Origin of the sequence: Streptacidiphilus jeojiense (assembly GCF_000719095.1) — a bacterium.
Taxonomy (GTDB): Bacteria; Actinomycetota; Actinomycetes; order Streptomycetales; family Streptomycetaceae; genus Streptacidiphilus; species Streptacidiphilus jeojiensis.
This window is the reverse complement of record NZ_JOEH01000011.1, coordinates 165,889-185,204: the sequence shown is the minus strand read 5'-3', so window position 1 is coordinate 185,204 and position 19,316 is coordinate 165,889. Positions and strand designations below refer to the sequence as shown.

Annotated in this window: 21 protein-coding genes; 12 read left to right on the top strand and 9 right to left on the bottom strand. The window is 70.5% G+C overall.

Annotation, left to right across the window (positions count from 1 at the left end):
* The first annotated feature begins 397 nt into the window (after positions 1-397).
* The 4 genes from IF29_RS0117000 to IF29_RS0116985 all read left to right on the top strand — a co-directional run bounded on the left by IF29_RS0117000 (position 398) and on the right by IF29_RS0116985 (position 4,580).
* Complete coding sequence (locus IF29_RS0117000; protein WP_030255296.1) at positions 398-1,732, top strand: aminomethyltransferase family protein; 1,335 nt, start codon at positions 398-400, stop codon at positions 1,730-1,732.
* 113 nt (positions 1,733-1,845) lie between these two features.
* Entirely contained in the window at positions 1,846-2,712 is an 867-nt protein-coding gene (locus tag IF29_RS0116995) for a methylenetetrahydrofolate reductase (protein ID WP_198037474.1), read from the top strand.
* A 1-nt stretch (position 2,713) separates the two neighbouring features.
* A complete protein-coding gene (gene purU / locus IF29_RS0116990) occupies positions 2,714-3,616 on the top strand; it encodes a formyltetrahydrofolate deformylase (RefSeq protein ID WP_030255290.1) in 903 nt (300 codons plus the stop codon).
* A gap of 64 nt (positions 3,617-3,680) precedes the next feature.
* The gene (locus tag IF29_RS0116985; protein WP_051725416.1) at positions 3,681-4,580 is read left to right on the top strand and encodes a bifunctional 5,10-methylenetetrahydrofolate dehydrogenase/5,10-methenyltetrahydrofolate cyclohydrolase; all 900 of its coding nucleotides are present in this window, start codon (positions 3,681-3,683) and stop codon (positions 4,578-4,580) included.
* Between the two features lie 23 nt (positions 4,581-4,603).
* On the opposite strand, the gene IF29_RS0116980 is transcribed toward IF29_RS0116985, so the two are convergent.
* Both IF29_RS0116980 and IF29_RS0116975 read right to left on the bottom strand, forming a co-directional pair.
* Complete coding sequence (locus IF29_RS0116980) at positions 4,604-5,269, bottom strand: response regulator (RefSeq protein ID WP_030255285.1); 666 nt, start codon at positions 5,267-5,269, stop codon at positions 4,604-4,606.
* Positions 5,270-5,321: 52 nt separating this feature from the next.
* Entirely contained in the window at positions 5,322-6,542 is a 1,221-nt protein-coding gene (locus tag IF29_RS0116975) for a sensor histidine kinase (protein WP_051725415.1), read from the bottom strand.
* Between the two features lie 204 nt (positions 6,543-6,746).
* Between IF29_RS0116975 and IF29_RS0116970 the strand changes: the two genes are divergently transcribed.
* Both IF29_RS0116970 and IF29_RS0116965 read left to right on the top strand, forming a co-directional pair.
* Positions 6,747-7,592, top strand: coding sequence for an ABC transporter ATP-binding protein (locus IF29_RS0116970; RefSeq protein ID WP_332262544.1), 846 nt, complete (start codon positions 6,747-6,749; stop codon positions 7,590-7,592).
* On the top strand, positions 7,589-8,647 hold the full coding sequence (locus IF29_RS0116965; RefSeq protein ID WP_030255278.1) for an ABC transporter permease: 1,059 nt from the start codon (positions 7,589-7,591) through the stop codon (positions 8,645-8,647). Before IF29_RS0116970 ends, IF29_RS0116965 begins: the two co-directional genes overlap by 4 nt.
* A 169-nt stretch (positions 8,648-8,816) precedes the next feature.
* Here IF29_RS0116965 and IF29_RS0116960 read toward each other — a convergent pair whose 3' ends face one another.
* From IF29_RS0116960 to IF29_RS0116950, 3 genes are all read right to left on the bottom strand, one after another.
* Positions 8,817-9,602 carry a heavy metal-binding domain-containing protein gene (locus IF29_RS0116960; protein ID WP_269665009.1) on the bottom strand — a complete coding sequence of 262 codons (786 nt, stop codon included), beginning with the start codon at positions 9,600-9,602 and terminating at the stop codon, positions 8,817-8,819.
* Between the two features lie 297 nt (positions 9,603-9,899).
* Complete coding sequence (locus tag IF29_RS0116955; RefSeq protein ID WP_037595530.1) at positions 9,900-10,475, bottom strand: TetR/AcrR family transcriptional regulator; 576 nt, start codon at positions 10,473-10,475, stop codon at positions 9,900-9,902.
* A 7-nt stretch (positions 10,476-10,482) separates the two neighbouring features.
* The gene (locus IF29_RS0116950) at positions 10,483-11,175 is read right to left on the bottom strand and encodes a hypothetical protein (protein WP_030255270.1); all 693 of its coding nucleotides are present in this window, start codon (positions 11,173-11,175) and stop codon (positions 10,483-10,485) included.
* Between the two features lie 202 nt (positions 11,176-11,377).
* Here IF29_RS0116950 and IF29_RS0116945 point away from each other — a divergent pair, with 202 nt between their 5' ends.
* On the top strand, positions 11,378-12,160 hold the full coding sequence (locus IF29_RS0116945; protein ID WP_030255267.1) for a VOC family protein: 783 nt from the start codon (positions 11,378-11,380) through the stop codon (positions 12,158-12,160).
* A 119-nt stretch (positions 12,161-12,279) separates the two neighbouring features.
* Here IF29_RS0116945 and IF29_RS0116940 read toward each other — a convergent pair whose 3' ends face one another.
* Together IF29_RS0116940 and IF29_RS0116935 are read right to left on the bottom strand one after the other, a co-directional pair.
* Complete coding sequence (locus IF29_RS0116940) at positions 12,280-12,801, bottom strand: hypothetical protein (protein WP_030255264.1); 522 nt, start codon at positions 12,799-12,801, stop codon at positions 12,280-12,282.
* Between the two features lie 34 nt (positions 12,802-12,835).
* A complete protein-coding gene (locus IF29_RS0116935) occupies positions 12,836-13,210 on the bottom strand; it encodes a hypothetical protein (RefSeq protein WP_030255261.1) in 375 nt (124 codons plus the stop codon).
* Positions 13,211-13,520: 310 nt separating this feature from the next.
* Here IF29_RS0116935 and IF29_RS0116930 point away from each other — a divergent pair, with 310 nt between their 5' ends.
* Both IF29_RS0116930 and IF29_RS0116925 read left to right on the top strand, forming a co-directional pair.
* Positions 13,521-14,090: a carboxymuconolactone decarboxylase family protein gene (locus IF29_RS0116930; RefSeq protein ID WP_030255258.1), complete on the top strand. Its 570-nt coding sequence runs from the start codon at positions 13,521-13,523 to the stop codon at positions 14,088-14,090.
* Positions 14,083-14,907, top strand: coding sequence for a helix-turn-helix domain-containing protein (locus tag IF29_RS0116925; protein ID WP_037595526.1), 825 nt, complete (start codon positions 14,083-14,085; stop codon positions 14,905-14,907). Before IF29_RS0116930 ends, IF29_RS0116925 begins: the two co-directional genes overlap by 8 nt.
* A 35-nt stretch (positions 14,908-14,942) precedes the next feature.
* Here IF29_RS0116925 and IF29_RS42075 read toward each other — a convergent pair whose 3' ends face one another.
* The gene (locus IF29_RS42075) at positions 14,943-15,572 is read right to left on the bottom strand and encodes a hypothetical protein (RefSeq protein WP_037595524.1); all 630 of its coding nucleotides are present in this window, start codon (positions 15,570-15,572) and stop codon (positions 14,943-14,945) included.
* A 288-nt stretch (positions 15,573-15,860) separates the two neighbouring features.
* Positions 15,861-16,598: a glycoside hydrolase family 16 protein gene (locus IF29_RS0116915; protein ID WP_030255253.1), complete on the bottom strand. Its 738-nt coding sequence runs from the start codon at positions 16,596-16,598 to the stop codon at positions 15,861-15,863.
* Between the two features lie 335 nt (positions 16,599-16,933).
* Here IF29_RS0116915 and IF29_RS0116910 point away from each other — a divergent pair, with 335 nt between their 5' ends.
* From IF29_RS0116910 to IF29_RS0116900, 3 genes are all read left to right on the top strand, one after another.
* A complete protein-coding gene (locus IF29_RS0116910) occupies positions 16,934-17,983 on the top strand; it encodes a LacI family DNA-binding transcriptional regulator (protein ID WP_030255251.1) in 1,050 nt (349 codons plus the stop codon).
* Between the two features lie 191 nt (positions 17,984-18,174).
* On the top strand, positions 18,175-18,648 hold the full coding sequence (locus IF29_RS0116905) for a MarR family winged helix-turn-helix transcriptional regulator (RefSeq protein ID WP_030255248.1): 474 nt from the start codon (positions 18,175-18,177) through the stop codon (positions 18,646-18,648).
* Positions 18,649-18,700: 52 nt separating this feature from the next.
* On the top strand, positions 18,701-19,156 hold the full coding sequence (locus IF29_RS0116900; protein WP_030255246.1) for a cupin domain-containing protein: 456 nt from the start codon (positions 18,701-18,703) through the stop codon (positions 19,154-19,156).
* The last annotated feature ends 160 nt before the right edge of the window (positions 19,157-19,316 follow it).

Sequence of the window (19,316 nt, the reverse complement as noted above, 5' to 3'; positions counted from 1 at the left end):
AGGCGAACCGCGGCGCAGTCGGTGCGCGGCTGACCCGGGCCCCGGTGTTCGTTGCCGGGAGACCGCGCTGAGGCTCCTGCGCTTTGCACGCTTAGGTTGCGCACGGCGCGGCCTCCGGCTCCTGCAGGGGCGGTGGACGTCCGCGCGGGGGCGTGTCTGGGCAGTTCAGGGGTTCAGGGCGGGGAGCTGCCGATGCGCGGTGGGCCTCCTTGTCGCAGCTCGGCGCTCAGGGGACGGCGGGGTGCGCCGCAAACACGTGCCATCCGATCACTGGATCGATCTAGTGATCCGTGGGTAACGTGCTCGCAATCAACCCCGGTCAACCGGTCGACTTGCTCTCTGCCTATTACTAGATCGATCTAGTCGAATGATCGCACTGACTGAAGGAGCCGCACGCATGACCACTCCCAGCCTCCAGGACGGGATCGACAAGGCCGGATCGCCGGTCGCGCTGCTGTGGAAGCCGGGCGCCGCCCCCTGGACCCCCGAGGTCGTCGAGCGCGAGTACGCCGGCTGGCGCCAGGAGCAGGCCGCCTGGCACCGGGGCGTGGCGCTGCTCAACCTCTCGCACCACATGTTCGACCTGTTCATCGAGGGCCCGGACGCGCTGCGGCTGCTGAGCGAGACCGGCTCGAACAGCTTCGAGGACTTCGCCGTCGGCCAGGCCAAGCAGTTCGTGCCGGTGACCGCGAACGGGCACATCGTCACCGACGGCATCCTGGCACGCGACGGCGAGCAGTCCTTCACCCTCAGCGGCGTCCCGGCTGCCCAGCACTGGGTGCAATACCACGGCGAGAGGAACGGCTACGACGTCTCGTTCCGCACCGACCCGTCCTCGGCGTTCCGCAAGGGCGGGGACCCGGTGCTGTTCCGCTACCAGGTCCAGGGGCCGCTGGCGGCCGAGCTGATCGAGCGGGTCTTCGGCGGACCGCTGCCCAAGACCAGGTTCTTCCACTCCAGCCCGGTCGAGCTGGACGGCCGCCGCTTCCGCGCGCTGCGGCACGGTATGGCCGGCCAGGCCGGGTTCGAGTTCATCGGGCCCTGGGAGCACGGGCAGTACGTGCAGGACGCGCTGCTGCGCGAGGGCGAGCCGCTGGGCCTGGTGCGGGTGGGCGCGCTGGCCTACACCACGCCCAGTGTGGAGAGCGGCTGGGTCCCCTCCCCGGTGCCCGGCATCTACACCGACCCCGAGCTGCTGGAATACCGGCGCCAGCTGGCGCTGTTCGGCATCGAGGGCCAGCGCCCGCTGAACGGCAGCTACTTCTCCCCGGACATCGAGGACTACTACTGCACGCCCTACGACCTCGGCTACGGCAAGGTCGTGTCCTTCAACCACGACTTCATCGGCCGCGAGGCGCTGCAGAGGGCCGCCGCCCAGCCGCACCGCGCCAAGGTCACCCTGGTCCTCGACCCCGAGGAGGTGCGCCGGGTGCTGGGGCAGGACCCGGGTTTCGTGCTGACCTACTCGCGCCACCGCATCGAGCACCAGGGCCGGTTGGTCGGGGTCACCATGCAGACCGCCTCCATCGACCCGGTCGGCACCGTGCTGGGCCTGTCGCTGGTCGAGAGTCCGTACGCAACGCCGGGTACGCAGGTCGAGGTCGTCTGGGGCCAGCACCCCGGCGGCGGAACCGCGCCCGAGGCCGACCTCGGGTTCCCGCGCATCCGTGCCACCGTCCAGGCGGCCCCGTTCAACCAGCACGCCCGCACCCTGTACCGCCACAACGCCTGAGCAGCGCGCCGCCCGCCCCCGCCGCACCGGGGAGCGGGCCCGGCCCGGGCTTCCCGTCACCACGGTCAGCGTCCGGGCCGCCGCGCGCGGCAGACACCGAAACGAGGAATCCGATGAACCCCGGCACCCCGCTGTCCGAGACCCTGGCCCCGCCGCTGATGGACGACTTCTCGCTGGAGATGACCGGCAAGGACGTGGCCGGACTCGAACAGGCCCGCACCGCCATCCCGGCCGGCACCCGGATCAACGTCACCTTCCTGGGCAACGAGGACCTGGCCATGCGCCGCGAGGCCGCCCGCGCCGTGCGGCGCCTGGGCTTCGTGCCCGTCCCGCACATCTCCGCGCGCCGCCTGGCCTCGCGCGCCGCCTTCGAGGAGTTCCTGGCCGCCCTTGAGGCCGACGGCACCAGCGGGGAGGTGTTCGCGGTCGGCGGCGACCCGGCCACCCCCCACGGCCCCTACCCCGATGCCCTGTCGCTGATCCGCTCCGGACTGCTGCCGCAGTACGGCGTGCGCAGCGTGGGCATCAGCGGCTACCCCGAGGGCCATCCCGCGATCGCGGACTCCGCCCTGTGGGCGGCTCTTGAGGACAAGTCCGCAGCGCTGCGCGAGCAGCGGATGACCGGCAGCGTGATCACGCAGTTCGGGTTCGACGTGGACCCGGTGCTGGACTGGCTGGAGGAATTGCGTGAGCGCGGCATCGACCTACCGGTGCGCATCGGGGTGCCCGGCCCGGCCGGGGTGCGCCGGCTGATGGGCTACGCGGCCCGCTTCGGGGTGGGCACCAGCGCCTCGATCGCCAGGAAGTACGGGTTCTCGCTGACCAATCTGATGGGCACGGCCGGCCCCGACCGGTTCCTGCGCGCCCTGACCCGGCGTCACGATCCGCGCCGCCACGGCCGGGTCAGCGTGCACCTCTACACCTTCGGCGGCCTGGAGGCGACCTCCGCCTGGGCCGCCCGCTTCAGCAAGGAAGGCTGAGATGACCCTCACTCAGGAAACCCCCGCCCACCCCCGTCCGGCGGCCGGGGCCAACACGGCCACCCTCATCGTCCAGGGCCCGGACCGCACCGGCCTGGTCGCCGCGGTCGCCTCCACGCTGGCCCTGCACGGCGCCAACATCCTGGCCCTGGACCAGTACTCCGACGACCCGTACGGCGGCGCGTTCTTCCAGCGCACCGTGTTCGGCCTGGAGAACCTGCCGGCCGTCCTGCCCCGGCTGCGCGAGGACCTGGACACCCAGGTCGCCGCCGCCTCCGGGCTGACCTTCACCCTGCGCGACACCTCCGTGCCCAAGCGCGTGGCCATCTTCGCCTCCAAGTCCGACCACTGCCTGCTGGACCTGCTGTGGCGGCACCGACGCGGTGAGCTGCCGGTGACCGTGGCGATGGTCGTCTCCAACCACCCCGATGTCGCCGAGGAGGTCCGCGGCTTCGGCATCCCCTTCTTCCACGTGCCCTCCGCCGGACCCGACAAGTCCGCGGCCGAAGCCCAGCACCTGCGCCTGGTGCGCGGCAACGTCGACTTCATCGTCCTGGCCCGCTACATGCAGATCCTGTCGGCGGACTTCATCGAGCAGGCGGGCGTGCCCATCATCAACATCCACCACTCGTTCCTGCCCGCGTTCATCGGCGCCGGCCCCTACGCCAAGGCCAAGGAGCGCGGCGTCAAGCTCGTCGGCGCCACCGCCCACTACGTGACCGCCGACCTGGACGAGGGACCCATCATCGAACAGGACGTCGTCCGCGTCACCCACGCCCAGAGCGCTACCGACCTGATGCGGCGCGGCGCGGACGTCGAGCGGGCCGTGCTGTCGCGCGCCGTGCTGTGGCACGCCGAGGACCGCGTCATCCGCCACGGCAACCACACCATCGTCTTCACCTGAGCCCGGCGGCCCGCGCCGGCGCGGACCGCTCCACCACGATCAGCGAAGGAGGCGTCCCGCCACCATGACCACCACCATCGACGGCCGCAAGGTCGCGCAGCGGATCCGAACCGGCGTGGCCGAGGACGTGGCCCGCGCTGCCAGGCTCGGCGGCCCGGTACCGGGACTGGCGACCATCCTGGTCGGGGACGACCCGGCCAGCACCGTCTACGTGGCGGCCAAGCGCCGCGCCGTCCGCGAGGCGGGCATGCGCGACTTCCACCGCTCCCTGCCCGCGACCAGCACCCACGACCAGGTCGCGGCCGTCATCGACGAACTGGCCCTGGACCCGGAGGTCTCCGGCATCCTGCTGCAACTCCCGCTCCCCGGCGCACTCGACGCCGCCGCCCTGATCGACCGCATCCCGGTGGGCAAGGACGCCGACGGCCTGACCACCGCCAGCGCCGGACTGCTGACCCGCGGCCGGTTCGGTCTGCGCCCCTGCACCCCCAGCGGCGTGATCGAACTCCTGGACGCCGCCCGAGTCCCCCTGCGCGGCGCGCACGCAGCCGTGGTCGGCTGGGGCGAACTGGTCGGCCGCCCCATGGCGCAACTCCTGCTGCGCCGTGGCGCGACGGTGACCGTCGCCCACGAGCACACCCCCGACCTCGCCGCAGTAACCCGCCCCGCCGACGTCCTCGTGGTGGCCACCGGGGTGCTCGGCCTGATCGGCCCCGAACACGTCAAACCCGGAGCCGCAGTCATCGACGTCGGCATCCACCGCACCGACCGGGGCCTGAGAGGAGACGTGCGCACCGCCGAACTCGACGGCATCGCCGGATGCATCACCCCGGTACCCGGCGGCGTGGGACCCATGACCATCGCGATGCTGATGGTCAACACCCTGCAGGCCGCCCGGTGGGCGGCAGACCCCGGCACACCCCCGACCACACCCCCCACCACCCCCGCGGCCCTGCCCGCCTGACCGCCCGGTTCGGGCACAGCAGATCACCCCGACCGGGGCCGCACCAGGCCGGCGTCGTAGGCGGCTATGACGAGCTGAGCCCGGTCGCGCGCGCCGAGCTTCATGAGCAGGCGGCCGATGTGGGTCTTGGCGGTGGACAGACTGACGTGGAGCCGGTCGGCGATCTCGGTGTTGGACAGGCCCAGGCCGATGAGGGTCAGCACTTCGCGCTCGCGCTCCGTGGTCTCGTGGAGCGCCTCTGATGGTGGCCGCCCGGCCTCGGGACTTCGGGTGAACTCCTCAATGAGCCTGCGGGTCACGGCCGGGGCGAGCAGCGCTTCGCCGGCCGCGACGACGCGGATGGCGGCGAGCAGGTCGCCCGGCGGAGTGTCCTTGAGGAGGAAGCCGCTGGCGCCGGCGCGCAAGGCGGCGAAGACGTACTCGTCGATGCCGAACGTGGTCAGGATCAGGATCCTGACTCCCGTGGTACCCGGGGACGACATGATCCGCCGGGTCGCCTCGATGCCGTCGAGATCCGGCATTCGGATGTCCATCAGGACGACGTCGGGCCGCTCGCTTCCGGCCAGCCGGACGGCTTCTGCTCCCGTCGCCGCTTCCCCGACGGCGGTGAGGTCGGCGGCGGTGTCGACCAGGATGCGGAAACTGCCGCGGACGAGTGCCTGGTCGTCGGCGACGAGTACGCGGATCACCTGGCCAGGGCTTCCGGACGGATGACCGACCTCGGGAACGGCGCCTCGCCGGTCACGCCGCCGTACCCGACGCAGGTGACGGACCGGTACGGTGCAGCGGGCCCGAACCGTCCGTCAGCCCCGACCCGCGCAGCGAGAACCGCGCAGCGACCCGGAATCCGCGCTCCGGCCCCGGACCGGCCTCGAACTCGCCTCCGTACATGCCCACCCGCTCCCTCATCCCCACGAGGCCGTGGCCCGGACCCTGGATGCCGCTGTTGCCGCGCATTCCGCGTCCGCAGTCCGTCACTTCGAGCGCCAGTGCATCGTCCGCATACGTCACCGTGACCCGGCAGTCGCCGGCCGCGGCGTGCTTGATGACATTGGTGACGGCCTCCTGGATCACCCGGTAGGCCGCGAGGTCGATCCCGGCGGACAGGTGCGGCCGACTACCCCTGACGGACAGGGCGACCCGAACGCCGGCTTCGGCCGCCCGTTCGACCAGCGCCTTCAGATCCTCGAGCCCGGGAGCGGGCCCGAGCCCGTCACCCTGGTCGTCGGCGCGGAGCACCCCCAGCATGGCCCGCATCTCGGCCAGTGCGTTCCGACTGATCCCCTCGATCGACGCCAGAGCACGGGGCGCCTCCTCCGGCCGCTCGGCGACGACGAAGTTCGCGACCCCCGCCTGCACCGCGATCAGGCTCAACGTGTGCGCGACGACGTCGTGCAGCTCCCGCGCGATCTGCAGCCGGTCCTCCACCAGCATCGCCCGCGCGCGCCGCTCCGCGAGATCCTGCATCCCGGCCGAGTAGGCCCGCTGCTGCCGGACCAGCAACCCCGTCAGCCAGGCGCCACTGATCAGTACCGCGTTCGCGCCGAGATAGCCGTAGCCGTTCGGGAACGGATGCGCGGCGACGAAGCCGATCGTCGTCACGGCCACTGTCCCGATCAGCAGCAGCAGCGCCTCGCGTCGCGGGAACCGCAGCGGGACGAGGTAGACGACAAAGGCGATCGCGACAGCCGGCTGCTCGGGCAGATAGCTCCGCACCATGACAGCCACCCACGCGACGACGACCACGGCCAGTACCGTCCGCGGCCAGATCCTCCGCAGAGCGGCAGGGAGCATCGCGGCGGTGACCAGTGCGGAGTCCAGGACCTGAGAGCCCACCAGACCGCTCGCCCCTCGGAACGTCGTCCGGTAGAGGAAGGTGAGGAACAGGACGGCCACGCAGTCGACCGCGACCCAGTGCGCGGGTGTCAGGCGCTTCAGCAGCGGCGCATGCAGCGGGTCCATGCCCAGACGATAACTCCCGTATCCGCCATGCGAGTCGTACCTGGGTACAACCCGCACCGTGGTACCTGCGGCCAGCTCAGGGCTTGGAACACTGCCCCGTGGTCGGACGCTGTCCTGAAGCGCCGACGGCACCGTTGGAGCCATGAGAGACATCCGGATCCCGCACCGCCGAACCGATCGCAAGCGATCATGACCCCCGTCCTCGTGGCCGACGCGCTCAGCAAGCGCTACCGCACGACCTGGGCACTCACCGACTGCAACCTGTCCATCCCGGCCGGCCACGTCGTCGGCCTGGTCGGGCCGAACGGCGCCGGAAAGTCGACGCTGCTGAACCTGGCCGTCGGGCTGACCCCGCCGACCTCGGGCAGTGTCGAGGTCCTCGGCAGAGGTCCCGGGTCGTCTCGCGCCCAGCTCGCACGAGTCGGCTTCGTCGCACAGAATCCCTCGCTCTACACAGCGCTCTCGGTTGTCGACCACCTCAAGCTCGGGGCCAGGCTCAACCGGACCTGGGACGCGCCGTACGCGCAGCGACGGATCGACAGGCTCGGCGTGGACCCCGGCCGGCGTGCCGGGGGACTGTCCGGCGGGCAGCTCGCCCAGCTCGCCCTGACGATGGCGATCGCCAAGCGGCCCGAACTGCTGATCCTCGACGAGCCGGTGGCCAGCGTCGACCCGCTGGCCCGCCGGGACTTCCTCACGGACCTGGCCGACGCGGTGGGCGAAGCCGACATGAGCGTCATCCTCTCCTCGCACCTGATCACCGATCTGGAGCGGGTGTGCGACTACCTCATCGTGCTGACGTCCGCGCGCGTGCAGGTCGCCGGACCGGTGAAGGAACTGCTCGCCGGGCACCGCGTCGTAGCCCCTCCTGACGACGCCGATGATCGGCGGAGCCCGTCCGTCATCAGCATCGGCGAACTGGCCGACCGCGCTGCGCAGGACCCCGCGTGGAGCGCACCGCAACCGAGCCTGGAAGACCTCGTCCTGGCGTACCTGAGCCGCGACCCAACCCCTGGTGGCAACCGGACCGTTCTGGAGGCACGGCAATGATCTGGCTCACCTGGCGTCAATTCCGTACGCAGGCCATGGTGGCGCTCGGCGTCCTCGCAGGTGTCGCGGTCCTCTTCTGCCTCACCGGCCAGAATCTGCACCAGATCTTCGACTCCAGCGGGATCGCCACCTGCCGTTCCGCTGACGCGTGTTCCGCGGCACAGTCGGCGTTCCTGGACCGGGTGAAGGGCGACAGCCTCTACCCGGTCCTCTATTTCGCCGGTATCGGCGGCAGCTACCTCGCGCTGGCCGCCATGGGGATGTTCTGGGGCGCTCCGCTCATCGCCCGCGAACTGGAGGCCGGGACGTTCCGCCTGACCTGGAACCAGAGCACCACCCGCACACGCTGGCTGGCCGTCAAGCTGGGTGTCATCACGCTCACCGGCATGGCTGCCGCGGGGCTCTGCAGCTGGCTGATCACCTGGTGGTCCGGGCCCATCGACAGGGCAGACGCCATGCCGGGCTACAACACACAGGCGATCCCGAACCGGTTCAACCCCCTGATCTTCGGCGCGCGGGACGTCCTGCCGGTGGGCTGCGCCGCGTTCGCTCTCGTCCTCGGCATCACCATCGGACTGCTCGTGCGCCGGACCCTGCCCGCGATGGCCGTCACCTTCGCGGTATTCGTAGCCGCCCTGGTCGTGCTGCCCGTCACCGTCTGGCCGCACATCGCTACGCCGCAACACACCGTCACCGAGCTCCGGACGAGCGGGGGACCGGGCACGCACTACGACCAGGAGGGCAGTCGCATGTCAGTGAGCATGGAGGTCAACATCCCTGGAGCCTGGGTCCTCTCGACGCAGACCGTGGACCCGGCCGGACGCCCGTTCACCGGACCGGTCACCCCGGCCTGCGCGGCGACGAACGCGACACCGCAGGCATGCTTCGCATCGATCGACCGGCTGAATCTGCGGCAAGTGGTGACGTACCAGCCTGCCAGCCGCTACTGGCGGTTCCAATGGTCCGAGACGGCTGCCTACCTGGTGCTCGCCGGGATCATGACAGCGTTCTGCATCCGGCGCATCCGTCTGTCGGAGGCGCGTCCGGCCCAGTAGTCTCACCTGCTGTCTTCGGGGATGGACACGGCACGGCACAGCAGACCGGGGCACTAACCGCCAGGTGCTCGCGGAAGCGGACCCGCGGGAACCGTCGGTACGGTCCCGCTCGGATGCGGAACTCACCCTGCACGAGGGACTGGTGCGGTGGTGTTGTCCTGGGGCTACGTCAGTGGTCTGCCGCCCGGGCCAGGCGCCGGCGAAGGGCGCCGTCGTCGTTCAGCGGCATGACCGTCAGGGTGCGCGGCTGGGCCGGTGCGGTGGTGAAGCGTGCGATCGTGGTGCCGACCAGGGTGCTCTCCGCGAGGTGATCGCGCTTCCCCTTGTCCCCTGTTCTGCTCACGCAGCTCTCCTCCCAGACCCGTAGGTCGGCGCTGGACAGGATGATGCCGTCGCCGCCGTGGCGCGCGCCGTGACGGCGCAGCTGCCGTCGGGCGTCGGCGCGAACGACTCTGACCAGCCGCGTCCATCCGTCCATCTGCTGATTGGCCCACGAGTCGGCCATCTCCCGGGTCGCCGAGTTGTCGTGGCGCACCCCGATCGAGGTGGCGACGAGCAGGTCCACCGGCACCCAACCGGCGCCAAGGAGCTTGGCGAAGCCCAGCCCGTCCAGATGGGAGGTGAACGGGCGGGGCGGCCGCACCGGTCCGGCCGCCCGCACCGCGGTACCGATCACCTGGAACTCCTGGCAGTTCGCAGCGGCCGGGAACGGAGCCATCGTCAGCTGAGCCGCCACCACGCCGTCACCGCCCAGCGCGACGCACTCAGCGTTCATGCGCGCCAGTGCGGTACGCCGGGCCGCGTCGTACGCCTGCACCAGAGCGGCACACGGTGCCCCGCCACCCGACAACGCGACCGGAGCCACACTGAAGGGATCGCCCTGATCGGTGTATCCGCAAGCGAGGTACCCCGGATACGGGCCGGCACGGTCGATGTGAACGACTGTCGACCCCATCACCTGACCCACCGGCTCGAAGCCGACCGACCTGATCGCGGCGAATTCCCCCGCCGACAGCGCCGACGACCATGCACCACCGGACCCGGCCCGGGCCACTCGCGCCGCAGCCACCGGCGGCAACCCGGCCCCATCCCACGACAGCGACACCCGTCCCCCCACCCCTGCCCCAGCCAGCCCCCGGAGCCTACGCCCAGCAGCGCAGGCCGTACACCGTGGACCGTCTGCACCTTCCGCAACGGCCGCCGAAGCCCGGCCGGGTTCGATCCATGGTGCGGTGGGACGGCAGGGACGGACTCAGCCGGCCGCGGACCAGTGCCGGAAGGCGGCGTCCAGACCGTCGACCAGGCGGGTGAAGCTGGTGTCGACGGACTGGGCCAGGCCGAAGCCACCGGCGCTCTCCAGGCTGGTGAAGCCGTGGAGGGTGGCGCGCAGGGCGCGGACGGCGTCGACGGCGTCCGCGCCCTCGATGCCGTATCCCTTGAGGACCGAGGCGAGGACGGTGACGGCGGCGACCCCTGCCTGGGCGTGCTCGGTGTCGTCGGGGGCCGGGGCGGCCACTCCTGCGGCGGCCAGGCCGGGGTGGGCGGTGGCGAAGGCGCGGTAGGCGTGGGCCACGGCGTGCAGGGCGTCCCGACCGGCCAGGCCGGCCGCGGCCATCGCCATGGCCGCGGTCAGCTCGCGGACGGCATGGACGGCGAGGTCGCGTCTGACCGCGTCCAGGCCCTCGACGTGCTTGTAGAGGCCGGGAAGTGAGACGCCGCAGCGCTTGGCGACGGCGGCCAGGGTCAGCCGTTCCAAGCCGTTCTCGTCGGCGACGGCGGCCGCCTCCGCGGTGATGCGGAGGCGGTTGAGACCGGGGCGTGGGGGCACCTGCGGATCACCGCGCCTTGCGGGGGAGACTGATGCCGGTGCTGGTCACCCAGAGCATCAGCAGCGGCAGGGACAGGTAGGCGAGCGAGGTCAGGCCGCCGAGCAGCAGCAGGTAGCCGATGCCGGATCCGGCGATGGTCAAGGCCAGTGCGTAGCCGGGCAGGCGCAGCCAGGTGGCGGCGACACCGGACCGGGACAGTGAGGCGCCGGCCAGCGCGAGCACGGCAAGGACGAGCATCTTCACACCGTCCATCCTATTGACCAGTTCGAACAGCAGATGTGCCTCCCCGGTCGCGCCGCGCGGAACCGAGGAGAGCACCAGGACCAGCCCCAGCACGCACTGCACGGTCGAGATCGCCGCAGCCGAGAGGGCAGCGACCGCGGTGGTCCGTGCGGCGCGCAGCAGCCCGGCCCGACGGGCCGCCCGCGCCAGCGCCAGGCCGACCAGGGCCAGTCCCAGGGCCGGGAGCCCCTCGGAGAGCAGGTACTGCGCCGTCGCGCCGACCTTCTGCGCGCCGTAGGCGGCCGCGATCTGCTGCCCGTCCGCCGTCGCGCTGACGTTGCCGGGCCCGACCGACAGTGCGGCGATCCAGGAGAGCGAATAGGCGACACCGACGACCGCAAGGGCAGTGGGGCGGTGCCGCGGTCGGACGGCCGTCCCGGTGGTGGCGGCGGGAGTGGGGACGTTGATCGTGGTCATGACTGACTGCTCCTCGGAGTTGGTTAAGCTCACTCGCCATAAGTTAGTGCCATTAACCACGGAGTGCAAGGGGCTCTGCACCCGACTCGGGACGACGGAGCGTGGTCGCTCGCGATTCCCCAATTCGTGGTGGTGTGTCGGGTAGGCCGACATCGGGCCGGACGAAAGGGTGGTACGAGACCCCGATGCACAAGGAGCGCGCATGCCCGAAGTCACCACCCCCTACCCGACCGGCACCCCGTGCTGGGTGGACCTGATGGCGAAGGACCAGCAGGCGGCGTTGGACTTCTACCGCGACCTGCTCGGCTGGCAGGGACAGCCCGGCCCGGAAGAGTTCGGCGGGTACGCGGTCTGCGAGCTGAACGGCAAAGCCGTAGCAGGGATCGGTCCGGTGATGGCGCCCGAGGGAATGCCGGAGCCGCCGACCGTGTGGACCAGTTACCTGGCTACCACGGACGCCCAGGCCACCCAGGACGCGATCGTCTCGGCCGGCGGCACGGTGCTCGTCCCGACCATGGACGTCGGCAACCTGGGCCGGATGACGGTGGCCGCCGACCCGCAGGGTGCGGTGTTCGGCGTGTGGCAGCCCGGTGAGTTCTTCGGCGCGCAGGTGGTCAACGAGGCCGGCGCGCTGACCTGGAACGAGCTGCACACCAGCGACGTACAGGCTGCCACCGCGTTCTACCGCGAGGCATTCGGGATCGAGATCGCGCCGCTGAACGGCGCCGACTCCTACTGGGAGTTGCGGGTCGGCGACCGCGCCGTCGGCGGCGTCACCCTGCTGGCCAATGACCCGCCCGGCACGCCGGCGCACTGGCTGACGTACTTCGCCGTCGACGACGTGGACTCGACCGTGGACGCGCTGGTCAAGCGAGGCGGCACGGTGCTGGCGCCCCCGTTCGACATGATGGCCGGCCGGATGACGGTGGTCGCTGACCCGCAGGGCGCCCCGTTCGCCATGATCAAGCCCCAGCCCCTGGCCTAGGCATTGCACGGCCCGCCCGAAATCCGGGCGGGCCGGTCGGCGGGCACTCCTCGCCGGCGGAGCGCGCCATCGACCACCGGGCGGGGGAGGTCGTGGCCGACGCCCCGAGATGTCACCGCTCAGATGTTCTTCATGCTGTCGATGATCCGCTGGAGCGTAGCCGTGGGAAGCCCTGCTCGGCGCGGGGGAGCGGTCCCGGTCTCGGTCCGCTTGCGCCGTGGCAGCGTGGCGGCGCGCTGGCGTGCGAGCAGGGCGGGGAGCGCGAGGACGATGTCGGGGAGCGCCATCCTCGCCAGTGCCAGGTTCGCCTCGGCGCGCAGCAGTGTCACCTGGACAAAGGCGTGACCACCGGTGGGAACCGGTGTGGTCTGCATGAGCGAGGTGTAGTGCCGGCCGGTCAGGACCAGTTCTTCCGGCGGTTCCCCTGCCCGTGCGTAGGCGAGGCTGCTGCGCGCTGTCAGTTGGGCCAGTCCTTCGGGCGCCTTGGGGTGTCGGGCGCTCAGCGTGCTGTCCCCGCTGAGGTCTCCCAGCAGTGCGGCTGCGCTTCCCGGGATGCGCAGGGCCCGGTCCAGCGCCTCGGCGAGCGAGGTGACGGGCCCGGCTTCGGCGTGTGGCTGCCAGACGGCGAGGGATGCGCCCACGGTTCAGTTCCTGCTCGGTGTACGGGCGTTGGGGTCAGAGGGCGAGATTGTCCTCGATCTGGCGCAGCCTCAGGCGGGCCAGGGCCAGGTTGGCGCGGTTCCGGTCCAGAGCCAGGTAGAGGAAGTGGCCCTGGCTGCCCTGCTTGGTGAGCGGTCGGATGAGGTGGTACTGGCTGGTGAGGGTGATCAGGATGTCCTCGATGCCCTCGTGGTGCAGGTTGAGCATCTCCAGGGTGCGCAGTTTGGCGCGCACGACTTCGGTGTTGCCGGCGGCTGCGACGCTGAGGTCCAGGCCGGTGCCGCCTCCCTCGAATCCCAGCGCCATCCCGCTGGTGTAGTCGACGACTGCGACGCCGATCGCTCCGTCGATCGCCATGGCTTCCTTGAGCGCGATATCGATGTTCGGCATGGCGACGACTCTAGGGAGGTCCCACAAACGGACTGACTGAATGTCGGAAGTCTTTGGATTCTGATCGGCTTTGATGAATGTGCCATGGACGTATGCATCTGTCATATGCAAGCCCCCACGCCCCATCGCCCAGGGCGTCACACGCCACCAGCCTGGCAGCTCGACACGTCAGTCGGGACCGGGTTCGACCTCCGCGCGGGGCAGGAGCCGCTCGGCACACCGGACGGCAGCAGGTCCTGGGCCCACCTTGCACGCCCGCTTACCTGACAGGGAATTGGTTCCACATCGCGGGCGGCGCAATGTTGAACCCATGACCGACTTCCAGATCCACACCGTCCGCACCGCCCCCGCGCAAGCGCAGCAGGCGCTGGCCGTCCTCGACGACGCGTTCGGGTTCGTTCCCAACGGAGCCGGCCTGATGGCCAACTCCCCGACGCTGCTGAACACCTTCCTGTCGGCCTTCGGCCACTTTCGCGGTGCCGGCACCTTCACTCCGGCCGAACGGCAGGTACTGCTGCTCTCCAACGCAGTCGCCAACACCTGTGCGTGGGCGGTGGCCTTCCACTCGCTGGAGGCGCTGGCGGACGGGGTCGAGCCCGCCACGGTCCAAGCCCTGCGCAACGGGGACCTGCCCGCCGACCCGCGCATGGCAGCGCTCTCCACCCTCACCACCACGCTCATCGCCCGCCGCGGCCACCTCGACGACACGCAGACGGCGGCCTTCCTCGCAGCCGGCTTCACCCGGTCGCAACTGCTCGAGGTGGTGACCGGTGTGGCAATCTCGACGATGACCAACCACACCGCCAATCTCGCCCACCCCCCGCTGGAAGCGCCAGTGCAGCCCCACGCATGGACCGAGGCACACGTGAGCGATGTCTGACATCGGCCCCCTGCTCAAGCACTGGCGCAACGCCCGGCGACTGAGTCAACTCACGCTGGCCTCCCAGGCATCCGTCTCCACCCGACACCTGTGCTTCCTGGAGACCGGCCGGGCCCGACCAAGCCGCGCCATGGTGCTGCGCCTCGCCGACGTCCTCGACGTACCGCTACGCGAACGCAACACCCTGCTGCTCAGCGCGGGTTTCTCCCCCGAATTCCAGGAGTCCCCGCTGGCCGCACCCGCGCTGAGCGCGGTGAGCAACGCCCTGGAGGCGATCCTGGCCCAGCAAGAGCCCTTCCCCGCCCTGGTGATGGACAGGAACTGGGACATCCAGCACACCAACACCGCCGCCCGCAGGTTCTTCGCCTACCTCCACGACAACCAGGAAGGCACGCCGCCCGGGCCACCCAACGTGCTGCGCCGCATGTTCCACCCCGATGGAATCCGGCGACACATCTCCAACTGGAACGAGGTCGCCGAGGCCCTGATCCGGCGTGTCCGGCGGGAAGCGATCGGCGGCGTCACCGACCAGCACGCACAACGCATCCTCGACGAGGTGCTCGACTATCCCGGGGTGCCCCCGTCACTTCGGACCCTGGACCCGGCCACCCCGCAGTTGCCGATCGTGCCCGTCCGCTACGCCCGCGCCGGCCGCCGGTTCGACTACTTCTCCACCGTCACCACCCTGGGCACGCCGCAGGACGTCACCCTCCAGGAACTGCGCATCGAGTGCTTCTTTCCCATGGACGACCAGACTCGTGCACAAGCGCAGCAACTGGCCGAACTGGCGGACGAGACAGGCCGATCACCAGGGTGAGGTCGGCTCCACCGATATCGTCATGCCCCACCGGTTCATTCGCCGTCGGCGTCCAAGCGCTCTGCTGGCCCGGTGCTCGGACGGCGCGTCAGGCAGGCGGTCTGCAGCTTCGACGCCCGGGTCCGCTTCCAGTCGAGCTCCCAGCCGTGCGGCGCGGCCAGCTCCTCGACGAGGCCGATTCCGGCGCCGCGGTAGACGGGTGGGGTCAGTTCCAGTTGGTCGGGCAGGAGCGGCTCATGCTTGAGCTGCTTGCCTTTGGCCGCGGCCTTGGTCTCGGCCTTCGTGCGGCTCTTCGCCTCCGCAGCGCGCTTCCTCTCTGCCTTCTCGGTGCCCTCGCGCAGCGCTTCCTGGACCCGCTTTTCCCAGTCGTCGCGACTGCCGTCGCGCTCCAGCCGGTACTGGCGACGGGTCAGCACGACGTAACCGCCGATCCTGATCTGGGTGCCCCTGCCGCCACCGCCCAGTCCCCCTACGTCCCCGCCTCCGGCCGCCGAGGCGCAGAGCATCAGGCCGACCACGCCGAGGATCAGTGCGGACCCGACCAGCAAGTATGTCCACTGGAACCAGAACTGCCACCACAGCCCGCTTCGCGAGCGCGGCGGCAGCGGCCCCGTCTCGCTCTCGTCGGGCCGCAGCGGTTCTGCGGATATGTCGAAGAGTCCCACGGTTCCCCCTGACTTGGTGCGTCCGCACTGTCGGCGCACACCCTATCGAGGGAGTCCGCGGCTACCTGCTTGCTCGCCCTGCTGGACGGGCGACACCCACCGGATCGCTCCCGGCATGACGCTGATCAACGCGGGCACGCACTTCGCCGGTGGCATCGTGCTGCACTGGGCTGACGATCCGGAAGGTGGCGCAGGTAGTACGCATCGCCGCCGCGCACCGGGGAGGCGTCGCGATTCATCGCTCCGGTCGTCGGTTTCATGCGTGGATTCTCTCGGGGGCGCGCCGGGTCAGGGGTAGTAGGGGGTGTAGGTGACGGCACTGACCTTCAGGTAGCGCGCCCCGTCGGCGGTGGCCCAGGTGGAGGAGTCGGGGTTGCCGGGCCAGTCGCCGCCGACGGCGGTGTCGATGATGAAGTGCATGCCGACACCGGACGCGGTGCTGTACCACTTGGTGCCGGTGAAGACGCCGTCGACCCAGAAGTCGATGTGGTCGGGCCACCAGGTGAACGAGTAGGTGTGGAAGGCGTTGGTCCAGCCGCTGGAGTTGTTGACCGCCCACTGGGTCTGGTTGTTGCTGGCGTCGTGGAAGGTCTGGTAAGCGGTGGTGGGCTTGGAGCCGATGACCTCAGCGGCGTCCATCTCGGGCAGCCAGGGGTTGAGGTAGGCGCCCCAGACCGCGGGGAGCAGGCCGTCGCCGTTGGGCATGCTGGCGGTGAAGCTGTAAGTGCCGTAGCCGTAGAGGGCCTTGGACTCCACGCGGCCCGAGTCGTACACGCCGCCGCCCGCGTTGTAGGTCTTGATCATCAGGGTGGAGCCGTCGTACCAGACGCAGCTGGGTGTGTAGGTCTCCAGCTCGTTGTTGTCCGTCCAGCGGCCGGAGACGACGTTCCAGAAGCTGAGGGAGTTCAGGCTCACCGGGGTGCCCCAGGAGCTGGCGTGGGCCGGGACGGCGGTCAGCGCCGTCAGCAGACAGGTGGCCAGGGCTGCTGTCAGCAGCCTGGCGGGCCTGAGAAGGGTCAGGGGCATGGTGGTACCTCCCGATACTGCGGGCCGAAGGGTGGTTCGGACGGTGGTGCAACTGACCTGCCCTGTCATGGAAGCGCTTCCATGATCGAAGCCTCACGAGATTCGGATGCTAATCCCATCTAGCTGCCGAATTGAACTGTCATATGGAGGCTGGCCAAGGGGTTCTGCGCCAAGCAACTGGAAGCGCTTCCAGTTTTTATGATGATTGACTGGGTGTGATGCCATGTCAAGAGTGTCAACACTGGAAGGTGGCGGCAGCTTCAGCTGGAAGCGCTACCATCAGCGCTTCCCCGCGGTGCGGGCACTCAACGGTTTGGTGGAGGGGCAAGGAACGCATGCAGGCATCTCCCCGCAGGCAGCCCACATTGGACGAGGTCGCTGCGCGGGCGGGGGTCTCGCGCACCGCGGCCTCGCGGGCGATCAATGACGACCCCCATGTCAGTCAGGCCAAGCGCGAGGCGGTGCGGCGCGCGGTCCAGGAACTGGGCTACGTCCCCAACTCGACCGCCCGCGCCCTGGCCACACGGCGGGTGGGCGCTGTCGTACTCGCCGTCTCCAGCGACGAGCCCACGCTGTTCGCCGACCCGTTCTTCGCCGAAGTCACCCTCGGAGTCAGCTCCTTCCTGGAGCAGACCGACCTGGAACTGATCCTGCTGCTGGCCCACACGCCCCGCGGCACCGAACGTCTGCGGCGCATCCTGGCCGCCCGCCGCGCCGACGGGCTGATGCTGATGGCCGTGCGCGGCGAGGACCCGCTGGGGCGCCTGGCCGAGCAGACGGAACTGCCCGTGGTCTTCGGCGGTCTGCCGCTGCACGGCACGCCCCGTTGGTACGTGGATCCCGACAACCGCGGGGGCGGCCGCCTGGCCGCGGAGCACCTGGCGCGCAGCGGCCGGCAGCGCATTGCGATGATCACGGGGCAGGTGGACCTGCAGGCGTCCGTTGCCCGTGAACAAGGCTTCCGCGAGGCGCTGACCCTGGCAGGGCTCCCACTGCTGGCAGTAGAGGCCGGGGACTTCACCCTGCGCGGCGGCGAGAGTGCCATGGAGCGCCTCCTGGCGGCGCACCCGGACCTGGATGCCGTCTTCGCAGCCGGCGACGGTATGGCCCTGGGCGCGCTTCGCACCCTGCGGCACCGTGGCCTGCGTGCCCCTCAGGACGTGGCCGTGGTCGGGTTCGACGACCTGGCCAGTGCCCCCTACGCCGATCCGCCGCTGACGACGGTTCGTCAGCCGGTGCGCTCCCTGGGCCGCGAGATGGCGCGCATGCTCGTCGACGTCATCGACGGCCGCGATCCGGGTTCGCTGATCCTTCCCACCCGACTCACCGTCCGCGAAAGCGCCCCCACCCCCGCCCCCCGAGCGGACGCCGGCCAGGCCCGGTAGTGCAGCAGGGCCGAGCCGTTTTCGCCCGCCGACGACGCGGTTGAGGCGGCCGCAGGGGGGGCCTGCGGTTGCGTGGAGCCGTCGGCGGCTGCCTGGGCGGTGCCCTGTTCGCGGGTGGCCTCCTGCAGTATGGTGAAACCAATTGTTCACCAGTTAACGATTGGCTGGCTGTGCTTCCTTCCGTTGAGGACATGCGCACGCGATGGGTGGAGCGGCATCCGGGCATGGACACCTCCCCGATGGAGGTGATCGCGCTGATCCGCCGGGTCCACACGCTGCATGAGCGGGCACTGCGTCCGCTGCACGAGGCGGCACCGGTGACCGCGCCGGAACTGGACCTGCTCATTCCGCTGCGCGACGCCTCGGGGCCCGTCATCGCCCGCCGGCTGGCCGCACACCTGGGGATCTCCACGGTGGCGGTGAGCAAGAGCCTGGCCCGCCTGGAAGAGCGCGGTTACATCCGACGCACCCCCAGCGCAGCGGACCGCCGGTCGGTAGAGGTCCTCATCACCCCGGCCGGTGAGCACGTCATCGACGCGCTCTTCCCTCGGCTGCTGGAGCGTGAGGTCGAGCTACTGGCCGGACTCGGCGAGGACCGCGCGCAGGTCGTGGCCGCCCTGACCCGGCTGGCCGAGGTCCTCCAGAGCGCTGACCCCGACCGGTGAACCACTCCACGACACCGACCCGCCCACCGTGATACCGAGGGAGAAGACCACCATGCCGAACGAGCGATTCATCAAGCTGCTGCCTGGCGAGCGCAGGGCCGGCCGCGTGGTGCTGCCGCCGCCCTTCCAGGTCAAGGCACGCACGGAGGACACGCAAGGCCGCCTGTCCCTGCTGGAAGTGACCCTGGTCCGTGACATTCCGCGGCACACCCACCACCTCGCGGACGAGATGATCTACGTCCTGGAGGGCGAACTCGGCGTGCACTTCGACGGCGAGGACCTCACCATCCCCAGCGGCTCGTTCATCCTCCTGCCCAAGGGAGTCCCGCACGCGCTCGGCCGCGCCACCGACATACCGCCCCGCGTGCTGCAGATCTCCTCGCCCGGCGGCTGGGAGTGCTACCTGGAGGACCTGGCCGAAGCCGGACCGGCCACCAACCCCAACGGATTCACCCCCGCCGAACTCAACCCCATCGCCGCCCCCTACGGCATCCGATACGAGGAGTAGCCCACGACGCCCCCAGCCGTGCCCCGACCGCACCCGGCGCCCCAACGCGAACCCGCTCCGCTTCCGGCTGGCTGCGCCGATAGGGGGAAGCAGGACCGGGCGCTGGGCGCGGTGCCGAGGATGGATCCGAGGCCTGGTTAGCGTCACCTCAATGAGCATC

What these genes read in the sequence shown, in the direction of transcription:
- IF29_RS0116965 (WP_030255278.1), top strand. Translation starts at nt 7,589, where the DNA reads ATGATCTGGCTCACCTGGCGTCAATTCCGTACGCAGGCCATGGTGGCG.
- IF29_RS0116950 (WP_030255270.1), bottom strand. Translation starts at nt 11,175, where the DNA reads ATGACCACGATCAACGTCCCCACTCCCGCCGCCACCACCGGGACGGCC.
- IF29_RS0116960 (WP_269665009.1), bottom strand. Translation starts at nt 9,602, where the DNA reads ATGGGGTCGACAGTCGTTCACATCGACCGTGCCGGCCCGTATCCGGGG.
- IF29_RS0116915 (WP_030255253.1), bottom strand. Translation starts at nt 16,598, where the DNA reads ATGCCCCTGACCCTTCTCAGGCCCGCCAGGCTGCTGACAGCAGCCCTG.
- IF29_RS0116995 (WP_198037474.1), top strand. Translation starts at nt 1,846, where the DNA reads ATGAACCCCGGCACCCCGCTGTCCGAGACCCTGGCCCCGCCGCTGATG.
- IF29_RS0116985 (WP_051725416.1), top strand. Translation starts at nt 3,681, where the DNA reads ATGACCACCACCATCGACGGCCGCAAGGTCGCGCAGCGGATCCGAACC.
- IF29_RS0116945 (WP_030255267.1), top strand. Translation starts at nt 11,378, where the DNA reads ATGCCCGAAGTCACCACCCCCTACCCGACCGGCACCCCGTGCTGGGTG.
- IF29_RS0116905 (WP_030255248.1), top strand. Translation starts at nt 18,175, where the DNA reads ATGCGCACGCGATGGGTGGAGCGGCATCCGGGCATGGACACCTCCCCG.
- IF29_RS0116975 (WP_051725415.1), bottom strand. Translation starts at nt 6,542, where the DNA reads ATGGACCCGCTGCATGCGCCGCTGCTGAAGCGCCTGACACCCGCGCAC.
- IF29_RS0116900 (WP_030255246.1), top strand. Translation starts at nt 18,701, where the DNA reads ATGCCGAACGAGCGATTCATCAAGCTGCTGCCTGGCGAGCGCAGGGCC.
- IF29_RS0116930 (WP_030255258.1), top strand. Translation starts at nt 13,521, where the DNA reads ATGACCGACTTCCAGATCCACACCGTCCGCACCGCCCCCGCGCAAGCG.
- IF29_RS0116925 (WP_037595526.1), top strand. Translation starts at nt 14,083, where the DNA reads ATGTCTGACATCGGCCCCCTGCTCAAGCACTGGCGCAACGCCCGGCGA.
- IF29_RS0116935 (WP_030255261.1), bottom strand. Translation starts at nt 13,210, where the DNA reads ATGCCGAACATCGATATCGCGCTCAAGGAAGCCATGGCGATCGACGGA.
- purU (WP_030255290.1), top strand. Translation starts at nt 2,714, where the DNA reads ATGACCCTCACTCAGGAAACCCCCGCCCACCCCCGTCCGGCGGCCGGG.
- IF29_RS0116910 (WP_030255251.1), top strand. Translation starts at nt 16,934, where the DNA reads ATGCAGGCATCTCCCCGCAGGCAGCCCACATTGGACGAGGTCGCTGCG.
- IF29_RS0117000 (WP_030255296.1), top strand. Translation starts at nt 398, where the DNA reads ATGACCACTCCCAGCCTCCAGGACGGGATCGACAAGGCCGGATCGCCG.